This window comes from Amycolatopsis sp. NPDC049253, from assembly GCF_040678995.1.
GTDB lineage: Bacteria > Actinomycetota > Actinomycetes > Mycobacteriales > Pseudonocardiaceae > Amycolatopsis.
The window spans coordinates 51,768-66,469 of record NZ_JBFAQX010000035.1; the positions used below are offsets into that span (position 1 = coordinate 51,768).

Annotated in this window: 14 protein-coding genes; 7 read left to right on the forward strand and 7 right to left on the reverse strand. The window is 70.2% G+C overall.

Annotated features, from left to right (window positions below):
• From AB0K15_RS41865 to AB0K15_RS41880, 4 genes are read right to left on the reverse strand one after another with little or no spacing between them, the layout of a single operon-like run.
• Window positions 1-999, reverse strand: coding sequence for an NAD-dependent epimerase/dehydratase family protein (locus AB0K15_RS41865; protein WP_364064534.1), 999 nt, complete (start codon window positions 997-999; stop codon window positions 1-3).
• Window positions 996-1,877 carry a carbohydrate ABC transporter permease gene (locus AB0K15_RS41870; RefSeq protein WP_364064537.1) on the reverse strand — a complete coding sequence of 294 codons (882 nt, stop codon included), beginning with the start codon at window positions 1,875-1,877 and terminating at the stop codon, window positions 996-998. The genes AB0K15_RS41865 and AB0K15_RS41870 overlap by 4 nt, the downstream gene beginning before the upstream one ends.
• Window positions 1,874-2,833 (reverse strand): sugar ABC transporter permease, encoded by a 960-nt coding sequence (locus AB0K15_RS41875; RefSeq protein ID WP_364064540.1) that lies wholly within the window; start codon window positions 2,831-2,833, stop codon window positions 1,874-1,876. The genes AB0K15_RS41870 and AB0K15_RS41875 overlap by 4 nt, the downstream gene beginning before the upstream one ends.
• Window positions 2,834-2,866: 33 nt before the next feature.
• On the reverse strand, window positions 2,867-4,123 hold the full coding sequence (locus AB0K15_RS41880) for an ABC transporter substrate-binding protein (protein ID WP_364064543.1): 1,257 nt from the start codon (window positions 4,121-4,123) through the stop codon (window positions 2,867-2,869).
• Window positions 4,124-4,435: 312 nt separating this feature from the next.
• Between AB0K15_RS41880 and AB0K15_RS41885 the strand changes: the two genes are divergently transcribed.
• The gene (locus tag AB0K15_RS41885) at window positions 4,436-5,452 is read left to right on the forward strand and encodes a LacI family DNA-binding transcriptional regulator (RefSeq protein ID WP_364064546.1); all 1,017 of its coding nucleotides are present in this window, start codon (window positions 4,436-4,438) and stop codon (window positions 5,450-5,452) included.
• Between the two features lie 64 nt (window positions 5,453-5,516).
• Here the strand turns inward: AB0K15_RS41885 and AB0K15_RS41890 are convergent, their stop codons facing one another.
• A complete protein-coding gene (locus AB0K15_RS41890; protein ID WP_364064551.1) occupies window positions 5,517-6,590 on the reverse strand; it encodes a LacI family DNA-binding transcriptional regulator in 1,074 nt (357 codons plus the stop codon).
• 146 nt (window positions 6,591-6,736) lie between these two features.
• Here AB0K15_RS41890 and AB0K15_RS41895 point away from each other — a divergent pair, with 146 nt between their 5' ends.
• From AB0K15_RS41895 to AB0K15_RS41920, 6 genes are read left to right on the forward strand one after another with little or no spacing between them, the layout of a single operon-like run.
• Complete coding sequence (locus tag AB0K15_RS41895; RefSeq protein WP_364064558.1) at window positions 6,737-7,726, forward strand: asparaginase; 990 nt, start codon at window positions 6,737-6,739, stop codon at window positions 7,724-7,726.
• A 44-nt stretch (window positions 7,727-7,770) separates the two neighbouring features.
• Window positions 7,771-8,661, forward strand: coding sequence for a polysaccharide deacetylase (locus tag AB0K15_RS41900; RefSeq protein WP_364064565.1), 891 nt, complete (start codon window positions 7,771-7,773; stop codon window positions 8,659-8,661).
• Complete coding sequence (locus tag AB0K15_RS41905; RefSeq protein ID WP_364064573.1) at window positions 8,658-10,037, forward strand: MFS transporter; 1,380 nt, start codon at window positions 8,658-8,660, stop codon at window positions 10,035-10,037. Before AB0K15_RS41900 ends, AB0K15_RS41905 begins: the two co-directional genes overlap by 4 nt.
• Entirely contained in the window at window positions 10,030-10,794 is a 765-nt protein-coding gene (locus AB0K15_RS41910) for an SDR family oxidoreductase (protein WP_364064580.1), read from the forward strand. The genes AB0K15_RS41905 and AB0K15_RS41910 overlap by 8 nt, the downstream gene beginning before the upstream one ends.
• The gene (locus AB0K15_RS41915; protein ID WP_364064589.1) at window positions 10,791-11,495 is read left to right on the forward strand and encodes an SDR family oxidoreductase; all 705 of its coding nucleotides are present in this window, start codon (window positions 10,791-10,793) and stop codon (window positions 11,493-11,495) included. Before AB0K15_RS41910 ends, AB0K15_RS41915 begins: the two co-directional genes overlap by 4 nt.
• Window positions 11,496-11,522: 27 nt before the next feature.
• Window positions 11,523-11,885, forward strand: coding sequence for a hypothetical protein (locus tag AB0K15_RS41920; RefSeq protein WP_364064596.1), 363 nt, complete (start codon window positions 11,523-11,525; stop codon window positions 11,883-11,885).
• Window positions 11,886-12,098: 213 nt separating this feature from the next.
• Here AB0K15_RS41920 and AB0K15_RS41925 read toward each other — a convergent pair whose 3' ends face one another.
• Complete coding sequence (locus AB0K15_RS41925; RefSeq protein WP_364064603.1) at window positions 12,099-13,508, reverse strand: CoA-binding protein; 1,410 nt, start codon at window positions 13,506-13,508, stop codon at window positions 12,099-12,101.
• Window positions 13,505-14,686 carry an acyl-CoA dehydrogenase family protein gene (locus tag AB0K15_RS41930; protein WP_364064610.1) on the reverse strand — a complete coding sequence of 394 codons (1,182 nt, stop codon included), beginning with the start codon at window positions 14,684-14,686 and terminating at the stop codon, window positions 13,505-13,507. The genes AB0K15_RS41925 and AB0K15_RS41930 overlap by 4 nt, the downstream gene beginning before the upstream one ends.
• Between the last annotated feature and the right edge of the window lie 16 nt (window positions 14,687-14,702).

A 14,702-nucleotide genomic window follows, 5' to 3' on the forward strand; every position in this document is an offset into this window, starting at 1 on the left:
TCAGAGTGGCCGGGGACGATAGGCGTCGACGAGCCTGTCCATGAGCGCGTCCATGCGCTCGTCGACGACCTGGTGCTCGGGATTGCTGTCGTACCAGTCGATGATTTCCCGCGCGCCGTGGTCGAACGGGATGAAGCCGGCGAAATCGGGGACGAGGCTGCGGATCTTCGAGTTGTCGAAGACCATGGAGTTGGCCTTGTCGCCGAGCAGTGCCGAGCCCCACTCCTCGTCCAGGGCCATGACCGCGTCGGACGGCACGTGCACGAGGTCCGGCGTCACGCCCGCCGCTCGGGCCATCGCCGAGTAGATGTGGTTCCAGGTCGGCGACTCGTCCGAGGTGATGTGGAAGGCCTCGCCGATCGCCTCGTGCCGGCCCAGCAGCCCCACGAACCCGCGCGCGAAATCCGTGTGGTGGGTGATGGTCCACAAGGACGTCCCGTCGCCGGGGACGACGACCCCCTTGCCGCGGCGCATCCGGTCGATGACGGTCCAGCCGCCGTCGAACGGCACCATGGTCGGGTCGTAGGTGTGCGAGGGACGGACCACGGTCACCGGGAAGCCGGTCTCCCGGTACTCCGCGGTCAGCAGTTCCTCGCACTCGATCTTCTGCCGGGAGTAGGCCCAGTACGGGTTGCGCAGCGGGGTGGATTCGGTGACGGGCAGCCGGGCCGGCGGGGTCTGGTAGGCCGACGCGGAACTGATGAAGACGTATTGCTTCGTGTGGCCCGAGAACAGCTTCACGTCGGCGGCCACGTGTTCGCGGGTGAACGCCACCCAGTTCACGACCACGTCGAACTCGTGCGCTCGCAGCACCTCGCGCACCGTGTCGGGCCGGCGGATGTCGCCGAAGTGCACCACGGCACCCTGCGGAACTGGCCGGACCGACGGGCCGCCGCGCTTGAGCAGGTGCAGGTCGACACCGCGCTCCAGCGCGAGCCGGGCACAGGCGGAACTGATGATCCCGGTGCCACCGATGAACAGCACTTTCAACGCCGTCATTTGACTCCTCCTGCGGTCAGCCCGCTCACGATCCGGCGCTGGAAGATCAGCACCAGGACGATCAAGGGGACGGTGACGATCACGCCGGCCGCCATCTGCGTGCCGTAAGGCTGGTCGTACTGCGAGATCCCCGAGAACTGCGCGATGGCGACGGTCACCGGCTGGGCGGCCGGGGTCTGGGACATCGAGTTCGCGATCATGAACTCGTTCCAGGCCGAGATGAACACGAGGATCGCGGTGGTGAACACGCCGGGCACCGCGAGCGGCAGGATGACCAGCCGGAACGCCGCCGCCTTCGTACAGCCGTCGACCCGCGCGGCCTCCTCGAGCTCCCACGGCATCGCGCGGAAGAAGCTGGCCAGGATCCAGATGCCCAGCGGCAGCGAGAAACTGATGTCGGGGATGATCATCGCCTGGTAGGTGTCGATCCACCCGAGGTCCGCGAACAGCTGGAACAGGGGCGTGAGGATGGCGACACCGGGAAACATGGAGGTGGCGAGGAAGAGCCCGAGGACCAGGTTCTTCCCGCGGAAGTGCAGGCGCGCCAACGCGTAAGCCGCGAGAATGCCGAACACGAGTGCCAGCGCCGTGACGGAGCCGGCGATGACCAGGCTGTTGCGCAAGGCCAGCAGGAACGTGTTCTGGCTGCCGAACACCGCCGCGTAGTTCAGGAACGTGGGGTGCGTCGGCACCAGCGAATTGTCGAAGACCGCCTTCGGATCCTTCAGGCTGGTCACGATCATCCAGTAGAACGGCAGGAGGCAGAACAGCACGATGGTCACCAGCGCGGCGTAGAGCCACCCGCTCGCTCGTCCGCGCCGCGCCCTCCTGCGGCGCCCGGCCGCGGCCGGTGGCGCCGGCCTGGTCGCGACGCTCATCGGTTTCCTCCTCGTCCGCCGCCGATCTGGGCTTCCACCGCGTTGACACCCAGCAGCCGCACGAAGGCGTACGCCGTCACGAAGATCAGCAGGAAGGTCAGCGTCGACAGCGCCCCGCCGAACCCGGGCTTCAGCTCGCTCAGGGTCGCTTGCACGACGAGGATCGACAGGGTCGTGGTGTCGTTCGCGCCGTGCGTGAGGATCGCCGGCAGGTCGTACATGCGCAGGGCGTCCAGGAGCCGGAACAGGATTGCCACCAGCAGAGCCGGCCGCACGAGCGGCAGCGTGATCAGCCGGAAGCGCTGGAACGCCCCGGCCCCGTCGATCTTCGCGGCCTCGTGGACCTCACCCGGGATGATCTGCAGGCCCGCGAGGATGAGCAGCGCGATGAACGGCGAGGTCTTCCACGTGTCGGCGATGACGATCGCGGCCTTCGACGGCCAGTCCGAGCCGGTCCACACCACGTGCGAACCCGTGAGGGCGTTGATGATGCCGACGGGATCGAAACTCCACTTCCACAGCACCGCGGCCACCGCCGTGGGCACGGCCCAGGGCACGAGGACCACTCCGCGAAGCAGCCCTCGGCCCCGGAACGCCTGGTTCATCACCAGCGCCATGCCCAGCCCGATCGCCGTCTCCAGCACGATCGTGACGGCGGCGAAGAAGTACGTGACTCCGACCGAGTCCCAGAACTTGCCGCTGTTCACGCCCCACAACGCGCTGAAGTAGTTGTCCAGTCCGACGAACCGGGGTGCGCTCGCGATCGAGTCGCTGAACAGCGAGCGCACCAGGGCGGCGATCACGGGGTAGCCGATCACCACGGTCAGGACCAGGATCGCGGGCACGACGAGCCAGAAGGCGAACCGGCCGTCGTGGTCCTTCCTCCCGCTCGCCCGTTCCCGCCGCGTGGACGCGCGCGGGACGAGCGCCCGGGAATCACCGGTTCTGACGGACACGGTTCACCTTCCTGGATTGCTGGGTCATCACGATCAGGCGGCGCTGATGGCCTGCTGCAGATCCGCGGCGAGCTGTTTGACGGCCGCGTCGACGGAGACCTTGCCCTGCAACGCCGCGTAGACGTTCTTCTGGATCGCCAGGCTGACCGCGTTGTAGTTCGGTGTCTTGGGCCTGGGCACCGCGGTGAGCTCGGCCTTCTGCAACGTCGGCAGGTACGGCGAGGCCTTGGTCAGGTCGGGGTCGGTGTACAGCTTGGTCAGCACCGAGGCCTGGTTCATCACCTTCACCAGAACCCGCTGGCTGGACTCGGACTGCATCCAGGCCACGAAGTCCTTGGCCGTCTGCTTGTGCTGGGAGAAGGCTGAGACGCCCAGGTCGATGCCGCCCAGCGACGCGACCCCGGGACCGCTCGGACCGGGCAGCTGCGCCACGCCGAACTTGCCTTGGACGGCGGAGCCGGCCGCGCTCGCCGCGGTGTAGACGTACGGCCAGTTCGCAAGGAACATCGCTTTGCCGCTCACGAACGCGTTGGCGCTTTCCTGCTCCTGGTAGGTGAGCGCGGCCGCCGGGATGTTCCCGCTGCGGAACATGTCGACCAGGTGCTGCAGACCCGCGCGCGCCTGTGGCGAGTCGACGGTCACTTTCGAGCCGTCGGGGCTCAGGAAGGAGCCGCCCGCCGAGGTGATCGCCTCGGCCGCGTTCACGGTGAGGCCTTCGTACTGGGCGAACTGCCCCACGTAGCACGCCATGTCGTGCGCCTTGGCGATGGCGCAATCCGACTGGAGCTCGGCCCACGTCGTCGGGGGCTTCGGCACGAGGTCGGAGCGGTAGTACAGCAGGGCGCTGTTGGTCATGAACGGGGCGCCGTACATCTTGCCCTGGTACGTGGCGGTGTCCACCGCGGCCGGCAGGACGCCGGGGCCACCCACCTGCGCCTTGTCGAGCGGTTCGAGCCAGCCGTGGGCGGCGAACTCGGATGTCCACACGACGTCGTCCCACATCACGTCGTACTTGCCGCTGCGGGCCTGCAGGTCCTGCACGAACGAGTTGCGCTGGTCGTCAGGGGACGCCGACAGCTCGATGAACGTGACCTTCTGGTCGGGGTGCAGCTTGTTCCACTCCGCGAGCAGCTGGGGCATCGCGCCGGTGAGGTCCTTGCCCGAGGCGAAGGTGATGGGGCCCGTGCCGTTGCCGGTGGTGCCGCCTCCCGTGCCGCAGGCGGTGAGCGTCGTGGCCGCGGCCGCGACGGCGGCCAGGCCCATGCCCAACCGGGTCAGTCGTCTCCGCACTGTGTCTCTCCAATGAGTCAGTCGCGCTCGGAAACGGCGTGCCGGCGTCAGCGGGGACTGGGCCGGGCTGCGCCGTTTCCGATGTCGGCGGACAGCATGAAGGGAGGCGGAGCCGTCTGTCAAGGAAGCGCTTGCACAGACTTCACGGTCCGATTCCGGGACAAAGTCGCACTTCAAGGCGTTGTGTGTCGATTCAGATGGAAAAATTCTTCCGGTCTGTGCCTAGCGCTTGCACAGGTTGGCCGGGCCGCTCATACTCGGGGAAGCCGTGGGTCGGTAAGTTCCCACGGGAAGATCCGGAGGGGGACAGCGGTGGCGAGGATCGAGGACGTGGCGAAGCGCGCCGGCGTTTCGATCTCGACGGCTTCCCGCGCGCTCAACGGTCACCCGCGGATCTCGCCGAACACCGCCCGTCGCGTCACCGAGGCGGCGCAGTCGCTCGGCTACGTCGCGTCCTCGAGTGCGTATACCTTGGCCACGGGCCGGAACCGCAACGTCGGCGTCGTCCTGCCCTACATCGAACGCTGGTACTTCGGCACGGTGCTCGCAGGCATCGAATCCCGCCTCATGCGCGCCGGCTACGACCTGTCGCTCTACGACTTCAACGGCTCGGCCGAGCAGCGGGCCTCGGTGTTCACGGATTTCCTGCTCCGCAAGCACGTCGACGCCCTCATCACGGTGGCGGTCAGGCTGGAGCCGCACGAGCTCGAAGTACTGCACCGCCTGGACAAGCCGGTGCTGGCGGTCGGGGGACCCGTCCCGGGCGCGGCGACCTTGCGCATCGACGACTTCGGGGCGGCCAAGCTCGCGACGCTGCACCTGATTTCGCTGGGACACCGGCGCATCGGGCTCATCGGCGGCGACACGGCGAGCGAAATGGACTTCCGCCAGCCCGAGACCCGCCACGGTGGGTACCTGGAAGCGATGGCGGAAAGCGGGCTCCCGGTGTCGGACACCTGGTTCTTCCCCGCCGACTTCACCATCGCCGGCGGCTACGCGGCGGCGAAAACCGCGCTCAGCGACCCCCGGCTGAGCGTCAGCGCCCTGTTCGCCGCGTCCGACGAGATGGCGATCGGCGCCGTCCTGGCCGCCAAGGACCTCGGCATGAAGGTGCCGGAAGACGTGTCCATCGTGGGCATCGACGGCCACGATCTTTCGGAGTTCTTCGGCCTGACCACCGTCGCGCAGTCCCCTCGCGACCAAGGTGCCCGCGCCGCCGAGCTGATCCTCGGAGTGCTGTCCGGCGACCAGCCGGCCAGTCCCACCGACACCCTCTGGCCGATCGAGCTGATCGTGCGGTCCAGCACGACCCGGTACCACGCGCCCTGACCCGGCGTAGGCGGGCCGCGCTTCCGGGTCCGGCTTCACCACTCGAATCGCCGGGTACAGCGGGTCAGATGCTGCTTTCGCGAACCTGAAGGGTGGGGGTGAGCCGGGCGGACTCGGCGGGTTCGCCGCGCATGACGGCGCGCAGGAGGCGCACCGCGGCCTGGCCGATCTCGAACATCGGAGAGCGCACGGAGGACAGGGGAATCGGCAGTTCGGCGGCCAGCGAGGTGTCGTTGAACCCGACGACCGCGCAGTCCCGGCCCACCGTGAGACCGTGGGAGCGCAGGGCGCCCATGGCGCCGATCGCGGCGAAGTCGTTGACCGCGAACAGCGCCGACGGCCGGCGGCCGGACACGAGGATCTTCTCGGCCGCTTCCCGGCCACCCTGGGTGTCGAAGCGGGACAACACGATGTCGCCGTCGCCGATCTCGCCGCCCAGTTCGCGCCAGCGCTGCACGAAGCCGGCGGTGCGATCCACCCCGGTGGTCGCGTAGGGCTCGCCGGCGATGACGCAGACGTCGCGGTGTCCCTTGTCCCACAGGTGTTCGGCGACCAGCTCGCCGCCCCGGGTGTCGTCGCAGGTGGCCGACGGGATCTCCGGGTGGCGGCGGTTCATGAGCACGAACGGCACGGCCCGGCGGCGCAGGTCGGTCAGCACCACGTCGACGTCCAGGTGCCGGTCGCCGATGATCAGCCCGTCCACGCGCCGGGCCAGCATCAGTTCGACCTTGCGGCGCTGCTCGTCCACGTCGTCGCGGGAGTTGGTGACGAACGAGGAGTAGCCGATGGTCGCCGCCTCGGCTTCGACCCCCTCGTACATCACGGCCAGCACCAGGTCGGACAGCCGCGGCACGACCACGCCGAGCAGCCGGGTGCGGCGGGTACGCAGGCCGGACGCCTGCGGGTCGGGGGAGTAGCCGAGCTCGGCGGCGAGCTCCCGGATCCGGCGCGCGGTCGCGTCGGAAGCGGCGCCGCGCGCCGACTCCGGGTCGGAGTGCAGCACACGGGACACGGTCGACGGGTGGATGCCCAGCTGCCGGGCCAGGTCCTTGAGGGTCGGCACCCGCTCGGCGGCCGTCCCCTCCGGCTCCGGGACGCGGTTGCCATCCCCTTCACGTGCAGCCTTCGCCCTGGGCAAGCCCCCACCTCTCTGTCGGGTATTGACCCCGATTCGACGAGCACCGTACAGTCTCGACCCATCCTACCCAATCGTTTGGGTACACAGCGGACACCGCTACCCAAACGATTGGGTTCGCACTGACGAGGTACGGAGGTGAATCGGCCGTGACGACGAGCCTGTCGAGTGAGCGGGGCGAGCACGTCGTGCTCCTCGCGACCGGCGGCACGATCTCCTCCCGCAGCCGCGCCGAGCTCGGCGGAGCCGCCGTCGCCTCGGACGGCGCGGACGACCTGCTGCGCAGCATCGGCGGGCCGCACTCGCTGCCGGTCCGCGTGGTCGACGTGCTGCGGGTCGGTTCGTACACCCTCGACGTGGACGACATGCTGCTGGTCTGCGCCCGGATCCGCGAAGCGCTGGCCGACCCGGCGGTGGTCGGGGTCGTGGTCACCCACGGCACCGACACCATGGAGGAGACGGCGTTCCTGGCCGACCTCGTGCACGTGGACCCGCGGCCGGTGGTGTTCACGGGCGCGCAGCGGGCCGCGGACGCGCCCGATCCGGACGGCCCGGGCAACCTGGCCCGCGCACTGGCGCTGGCGGGTGATCCGGACAGCCGCAACCGCGGGGTGCTGGTCTGCTTCGCCGGGGAGGTGTTCCCGGCCCGCGGGGTGCGCAAGTCGGAAACCCTGCGGGCGCACGCGTTCAGCAACCCGGACGACGGGCGCTACGGCTGGACCGGCGACCGGCCCGAGCCACTGCCACTGCCGGACGGCGGCACCGGCTGCCGCGTCGACCTGGTTGCCTCCTACCCGGGCGCCGACGCGGCGCACCTGCGCGCGTCGCTGGCCGCGGGCGCGGCCGGGATCGTGGTGCAGGGCACCGGCATCGGCAACGCCAACCCGGCGCTGTGCGAGGCCGTCGCCGAGGCCACCACGCGTGGCCTGGTGGTGGTCACCAGTACCAGGGTCCAGGCCGGCCCGGTCGTCCCGGTGTACGGCGCCGGCGGCGGCAAGGACCTGCTGGCGGCCGGTGCGATCCCGGCCGGGCTGCTGCGCCCTTCCCAGTCGCTCGTCCTGCTGTCTTTGCTCCTGCGGCTCGGGTGGTCCCGCGAAGACATCGCGGAGGCCTTCTCGCGGAGGGCAGGCGAACCCTGACTCCGCCCGCAACCGCTGTTCCCCACTCCACGAAAGGCTTGTTCATGACGAAGGACATCCAGGTCGCGTTCGGCATCGACGTCGATGCCGTGGCCGGCCAGCTCGGCTCGTACGGCGGCGAGGACTCGCCGTGCGACATCTCCCGCGGCATGTTCAGCGGCGAGGTCGGCGGACCGCGGCTGCTGCGCCTGTTCGAGCGGTACGGGCTGACCACGACGTGGTTCGTGCCCGGCCACTCCATCGAGACCTTCCCCGACCTGACCCGCGCCATCGTCGACGCCGGGCACGAGATCGGCGCCCACGGCTACTCGCACGAGAACCCGATCGCGATGACCCGCGAGCAGGAGACGGCGATCCTGGACCGCTCGATCGAGCTGATCGAGAAGGTCGCCGGCCGCCGGCCCACCGGCTACGTGGCGCCGTGGTGGGAGTTTTCCCCCGTCACCAACGAAATCCTCCTCGAACGCGGCATCAAGTACGACCACTCGCTGATGCACCGCGACTTCGAGCCGTACTACGTCCGCGTCGGCGACAGCTGGACCAAGATCGACTACGCGCAGCCGGCCGAGACCTGGATGAAACCCCTGGTCCGCGGTGAAGAGACGGACCTGGTCGAGATCCCGGCCAACTGGTACCTCGACGACCTGCCGCCGATGATGTTCGTCAAGGCGTCGGCTAACTCGCACGGCTTCGTCAGCCCGCGCGAGCTCGGCCAGACCTGGCAGGACCAGTTCGACTGGGTCTACCGCGAGATGGACCAGGCGACCTTCACCATGACCATCCACCCGGACGTGTCCGGGCGGCCGCAGGTGCTGCTCATGCTGGAGCGGCTGATCGAGCACATCAACTCCCACGAGGGCGTCAGCTGGCTGACCTTCGACCAGATCGCCGACTCCTTCCTCGCCCGCAACCCTCGTAAGGGAGCCGGATCATGAGTGTCGAACCCCTCGACCTGACGGCGCCCGCCGTCGACGAGAAGCGCAGATTCCCCGTCTTCTCCCGGAAAGCGACCCGCACCGCCACCGTCCTGGCGCTGATCGCCTGGACCATCGCGGTGTTCGACTACGGCCTGTTCGGCACGCTGCTGCCCGCGATGCAGGAGTCGTTCGGCTGGACCGCGTCCGAGGCCTACCAGATCAACACGTGGATCGCCGTCGGCACCGCGATCGTGTGCTTCGGGATCGGCCCGATCATCGACCGGCTCGGCCGCCGCCGCGGCATGATGACCACCATCGGCGGCACCGCGATCATCTCCACCCTGACCGCGGTGATCCCGGCCGCGCTCGGTGCGGTCAGCGGCGTGATCATCACCGTCATCCGCTCGTTCGGTGGCCTCGGGTTCTCCGAGCAGGCGGTGAACGCGACCTACATGAACGAGGTCTACCAGGTCACCGAGGACGAGAAACGCCGCAAGCGCCCCGGGTTCTACTACTCGTTCATCCAGGGTGGCTGGCCGCTGGGCTTCCTGCTCTCCAGCGCGCTCGCGTTCGTCTTCCTCGACTCGCTGGGCTGGCGCGCGCTGTACGTGGCGGCCGCGGTCCCGGCGGCGATCGTGGTGTGGGTGATCTGGCGCAAGCTGCGCGAGACGCCGCAGTTCGAGCTGCACCAGAAGCTGACGGAGCTGGAGAAGGGCGGGCGCACCGCCGACGCGCACGCGCTGGCCGCCTCCTACGGCGTCGAGCACTCCTCGGCGTCGCCGCTCAAGCGGCTGTGGGAACCGGCGTTCCGGCGCAACACGATCGTGCTGTCGCTGGCCTGGATCCTGAACTTCTTCGGCATCGCGATCTTCAGCGTGCTGGGCAGCTCGGTGCTGAAGAACGCCAAGGACGTTTCGCTGTCCAGCGCGTTCTGGATGCTGATCGTGATCAACGCGATCGGCTACTTCGGCTACGTCTTCCACGGCTGGCTCGGGGACCGCATCGGCCGCAAGCGCACCATCATCATCGGCTGGATCATCTCCGGCCTGTGCTTCGCGCTGATGCTGAGCCCGGCCGCGAGCAGCTCGTTCGTGATCATCCTGACCTACGGCGCCGGGCTGTTCTTCCTGGTCGGCCCGTACGCGGCCATCCAGTACTTCATGGCCGAGTGCTACCCGGTCAGCTGCCGCGCCACCGGCACGTCGTTCATCGGCGCGATGAGCCAGCCCGGCACGATCATCGGCGGCGCCCTGTTCACCGCGGTCGCGGCGGGCGCGGGCACCGGGGCGGCGGCCCTGTGGGTCGGCGCGCTCGGCACCGCGGTCTCCGGCGTGCTGATGATCGCCGCCAAACCCCCCGTCGCCGCCCTGCGAGAGGAACACGCGGATGTCTGAGCCGAAAGCGGCGATCGTCACCGGCGCCGCCAGCGGCATCGGCCGGGCGCTGGCCGTGCACTACGCGCACCGCGGCGTGCACACGGTGATCGGCACGTTCCCCGGCGATCCGCACGATCCGGCGGAGACGCTCCGGCAGGTCGAGGCGGCCGGCGGGAAGGCGGTGGTCCACGAGGTCGACGTGCGCAGCACCGAGCAGGTCGAGGCGTTCGCGCAGCGCGCGGTGGACGAGTTCGGTCGGCTGGACTACGCGGTCGCCAACGCCGGCATCCTGCGCAACTCCGCGCTGGCCGACCTGTCGGACGAACGCTGGCACGACATGCTCGACGTCGACCTGACGGGCGTGCTGCGCACCCTGCGTGCCGGCTCGACCCGGATGACCGACGGCGGCGCGATGGTGGCGGTGTCGTCCATCGCCGGCGGCGTCTACGGCTGGGAGGAGCACGCCCACTACGCCGCGGCCAAGGCCGGGGTCCTGGGCCTGGTGCGCAGCGTCGCGGTCGAGCTCGGGCCGCGGCAGATCCGCGCCAACGCGGTGATCCCCGGCCTGATCGAGACGCCGCAGTCGCTCGACCCGGTCAACTCGCTCGGCCCGGACGGGCTCGCCCGGGCCGGCGGCGACATCCCGTGGGGCCGGGTCGGCCGGCCGGCGGAGGTGGCCGACGTGATCGGGTTCCTCACCTCGCCTGCCGCGACCTACGTGACCGGCCAGGCCATCGTCGTCGACGGTGGCCTGACCGTCCGGATGCGCGCGTGACCCGCGCGACCGGCCGGACCGTTGTCGTCACCGGCGGCGCCAGCGGGATCGGCAGGGCCATCGCCTCGGCGTTCCGGGACAACGGCGACCGGGTCGCCGTCCTGGACCGGACCGCCGAGGCCGGCGCCATTGCCGTGGATGTGTCCGATGAGGACAGTGTGAGGTCGGCGTTCTCGTCGGTGCGCGCGGAGTTCGGCACCGTCGATGTCCTGGTGAACTCGGCCGGGCTGCTCACCGAGTCGCCGGCCGAGGACATGAGCCTGGCGATGTGGAACGAGACCATCGCGGTCGACCTGACCGGGGTGTTCCTGTGCAGCCGGGAGGTGCTCAAGCCGATGCGGGCGCAGCGCTGGGGCCGCATCATCAACATCTCCTCGCAGCTCGGTCTCAAGGGCGGCACCGGGCTCGGGCACTACAGCGCGGCCAAGGCCGGTGTCCTCGGCTTCACCAAGGCCGTGGCGCTGGAGGTGGCGGCGGACAACGTGCTGGTCAACGCCATCGCCCCCGGCCCGATCGAAACACCGTTGGTGGACGGTATCTCCGAGGCGTGGAAGGTGGCCAAGCGGGCCGAACTGCCGCTGGGCCGCTTCGGCACCCCGGAGGAGGTCGCCCCGGCGGCGGTGCTGCTGGCGAGCGACCCCGGTGGGAACCTGTTCGTCGGGCAGACGCTGGGGCCGAACTCCGGCGACGTAATGCCCTGAAGTCCGTTGCGCGGAAAGGGGTTCGAGGTGTGCGGAGCGTGCGGCCGGACGGTCGTGGCCGATCCGGTGTTCCCCGGCGGGCGCACCACCCGGGGCAACCTGCTCGCCGGGCAGATCATCGACGCGCTGTGCGCCGCCGCGCACAACCGGATCCGGGTCACCGGCAGACCGGAGGGCTTCACCGTCTCCATCCCCGGGCGGCGGCCGGTGCCGTGTGCGACCGTGGCGGACGTCTGGTCCGCCGTGTTCGCCGCGTCGCCGGCCACCGCGAGCGTCACCTTCTCGACCGTCCAGCTCGAAGCACGGTACCGGACCGAATCCCGGCTGCTGCGCGCCGTCGTCGCCGCATCCACTGTCGCCGCATCCCCCGCGGAGAGCCGAAACCGTTGACCGGAAACTGGTGTGGCTGGAAACGCGGTGCAGTGCCAGAATTCGCTCCGCGATTCGCCGGATGCCTCCTCGCGCTCTTCCTTCCGCGCTCCTTTCCAGACGTGGGCTCGGGTTTGATCGGCCTCATCCGGCATCAGGCGGATCGACCCCAGCCGGTCTCGGCGGTCACCTGCCCTGGCCGCGGCGGCCGACGCGTCGGCCAGGGCAGGTGGGTCATCCGCAGGCCGTGAACGTGCCGGTCAGCGCGGCCACCGCCGCGGCGGTCCGGCGGCCGCTGGTGAAACACGCGATCCCGAACTCCTCGGCCAGCTGCAGGCTGCGCGGGGACGGGCGGGTGTAGCTGTAGATCACCAACGGCACCTGCCGCGCCAGCGCGGTCAGCTCCTCGGCCTCCCGGTCGAGCTGCTTGGCGTCGGCGAGGGTGGCGACCAGGACCAGCACGTCGACCTCGCCGCTGTCGGCGAGCAGGCGCAGCACCGGGGACACGCCGCCCCGGCTGAGCACCTGGGCGGTGGTGTCCACCGGGTTCGCCGGGCTGCCGTAGGACGGGATCAGCTCCCGCAACCGCGACTGCAGGCCCGCGCTGAGCACCGGCAGGTCCAGGCCCGCCAGGACCAGGTCGTCCGCGAGCCAGGTGCCGGCCCCGCCCGAGGTCGTCACCACCCCGACCCGGCGGCCGGCCGGAGCCCGCGTACGGGAGAACACCATGGCCAGGTCCACCAGCTCTTCCTGATCGGTGGCCGGCACGATCCCGCCGTCGTGCACGGCCTGGGCGAATTCGGCCGCGTCGCCCGGGTCGTGCGCCGTGTGGGCGAGCGCGGCGCGACGCCCCGCGGCGGTACCGCCGACCTTCGCCAAGATCACGTGCTTGCCCCGGGCCCGCGCGGCCTGGCCGATCTGCGCCAGGCGCTCGGGGGAGGCCAGGCCCTCGATGAACAGCAGCAGCACGCGCGTCGCCGGGTCGTCCACGAGGTGCGCGGCCACGTCGGCCAGGTCGAGGTCGACCTCGTTGCCGGTGCTGACCACGTGGCTGAACCCGAGGCCGCGCCCGAGGCCGTCGTTGAGCAACGCGAACCCCAGGCCGCCGCTCTGGGCGACCACCGCGACGTCGCCGGCGATCAGCCGGTCGAGCCCGCGCTCGTAGTTGATCGTCGGGCTGAACCCGAGCGGGATCGTGTCGACGAGGTTCATCGTTCCCTCGGCGTTCGGCCCCAGCACCCGCATGTCCGGGAACCGGTCGCACAACGCGCGCAGGTCGCGCTCGCGCGAGCCGCCGTCGGACTGCTCGGCGAACCCCGAGCTGATGACCACCACGAACCGCACGCCCGCGCGCCCGCACTCGGCGACGACGCCGTTGACGCGTTCGGCGTTCACCACCACCAGCGCGACGTCCACCGGACCCGGCACCGCTTCGATGCCGGGATAGCAGCGCAGCCCGTCGATGGTGTCGTAGCGGGGGTTCACCGGGTACACCGCGCCGGTGTAGCCGTGCTGGGCCAGGATCCGCTGCGGCAGGCCGGAGATGATGTCCGGGGTCGCCGACGCGCCGATGATCGCGACCGAGCGCGGGCTCAGCAGCGGACCCAGGTTCCCTTGCGAATTCTCGCTCTCGGCCGCGGTCACGACGTCCGCCCCAGGGCGGCGCCGCCGAGGATGTCCCGCGCGATGAGGAACCGGTGGATCTCACTCGGCCCCTCCACGACCCTGGCCACCCGCAGCCCGCGGAACCAGTGCTCCAGCGGCAGGTCCTTGGTCATGCCCATGCCGCCCAGGATCTGCATCATCGCGTCCACCACGGCGAACCCGGTTTCGGTGCCGTACAGCTTCGCGATCGACGCCTTCGTCCGGGCGTCGCGGCCCTGGTCCGCTTCCCAGGCCGCCTCCCAGGTCAGGTGGCGGGCGGCGTTGATCCGCACCCGCGCGTCCGCGATGGCGAACTGCACTGCCTGGCGGGTCGCCAGCAGCGCGCCGAACGTCTCACGGGATTTCGCCCACTCGGTCGCGATGCGGACCGCTTCCTCGGCGACCCCGACGGCCTGTGCCGCGTAGCGCAACCTGCCGCGCACCAGCCACTGCTGCGCCAGCCCGAATCCCTGGCCCTCCTCGCCGACGAGGTTCTCCACCGGTACGACCACGTCGTCGAAGCGCACCTCCGTGGTCCAGTGATCACGCAGCACGGGCACGCCGGTGACGGTCATCCCGGGGGTGCCGCCGTCGACGATGAGCGCGCTGATCCCCTTGCGCCCGGCGGCGCGGTCGGTGCGGGCGTAGACGATGCCGTAGCGGGCGGAGTCCGCACCGGTGGTCCAGAGCTTGCGCCCGTTGATGCGGTAGCTGTCGCCGTCGCGGGTCGCGGTCGTGCGGATCGCGCGGGCGGGGTCCGACCCGCCGGTCGGCTCGCTGATCGCGGTGAAGGCCGACCAGGCGTTTTCGATCGTGGGCACCACGTACTTCTCGATCTGGTGCGGGCTGCCCTTGTACAGCACCACCGGCGGCTCGATCCCGAACACGCCGCCCCCCGGGGACGGGAAGCTGTACCGGTGTTTGGCCATCTGCTCGGTCAGCACCGTGCCCTCGAACGTGCTCAGCCCGCCGCCACCGAACTCCTTCGGCGCTTCCAGGCACCAGAATCCGGCGTCACGCGCCTTCTTCTGCAAAACCGCCAGCTGCTCGGCGGGGATCGCGCGCTCGTCGCCCGGCACGGCCGCCTCGGCGGGCACGATCTCACCTCGAACGAACTCGGCGATCGTGTCCGACAGCATCTTGAGGTCTTCCGGCAGGTCGAAACCCTGGAATGACAAGGGAAATCCTTTCTTC

Coding starts and splice junctions, on each gene's coding strand:
- AB0K15_RS41870 (WP_364064537.1), bottom strand. CDS start 1,877: ATGAGCGTCGCGACCAGGCCGGCGCCACCGGCCGCGGCCGGGCGCCGC.
- AB0K15_RS41865 (WP_364064534.1), bottom strand. CDS start 999: ATGACGGCGTTGAAAGTGCTGTTCATCGGTGGCACCGGGATCATCAGT.
- AB0K15_RS41910 (WP_364064580.1), top strand. CDS start 10,030: ATGTCTGAGCCGAAAGCGGCGATCGTCACCGGCGCCGCCAGCGGCATC.
- AB0K15_RS41905 (WP_364064573.1), top strand. CDS start 8,658: ATGAGTGTCGAACCCCTCGACCTGACGGCGCCCGCCGTCGACGAGAAG.
- AB0K15_RS41900 (WP_364064565.1), top strand. CDS start 7,771: ATGACGAAGGACATCCAGGTCGCGTTCGGCATCGACGTCGATGCCGTG.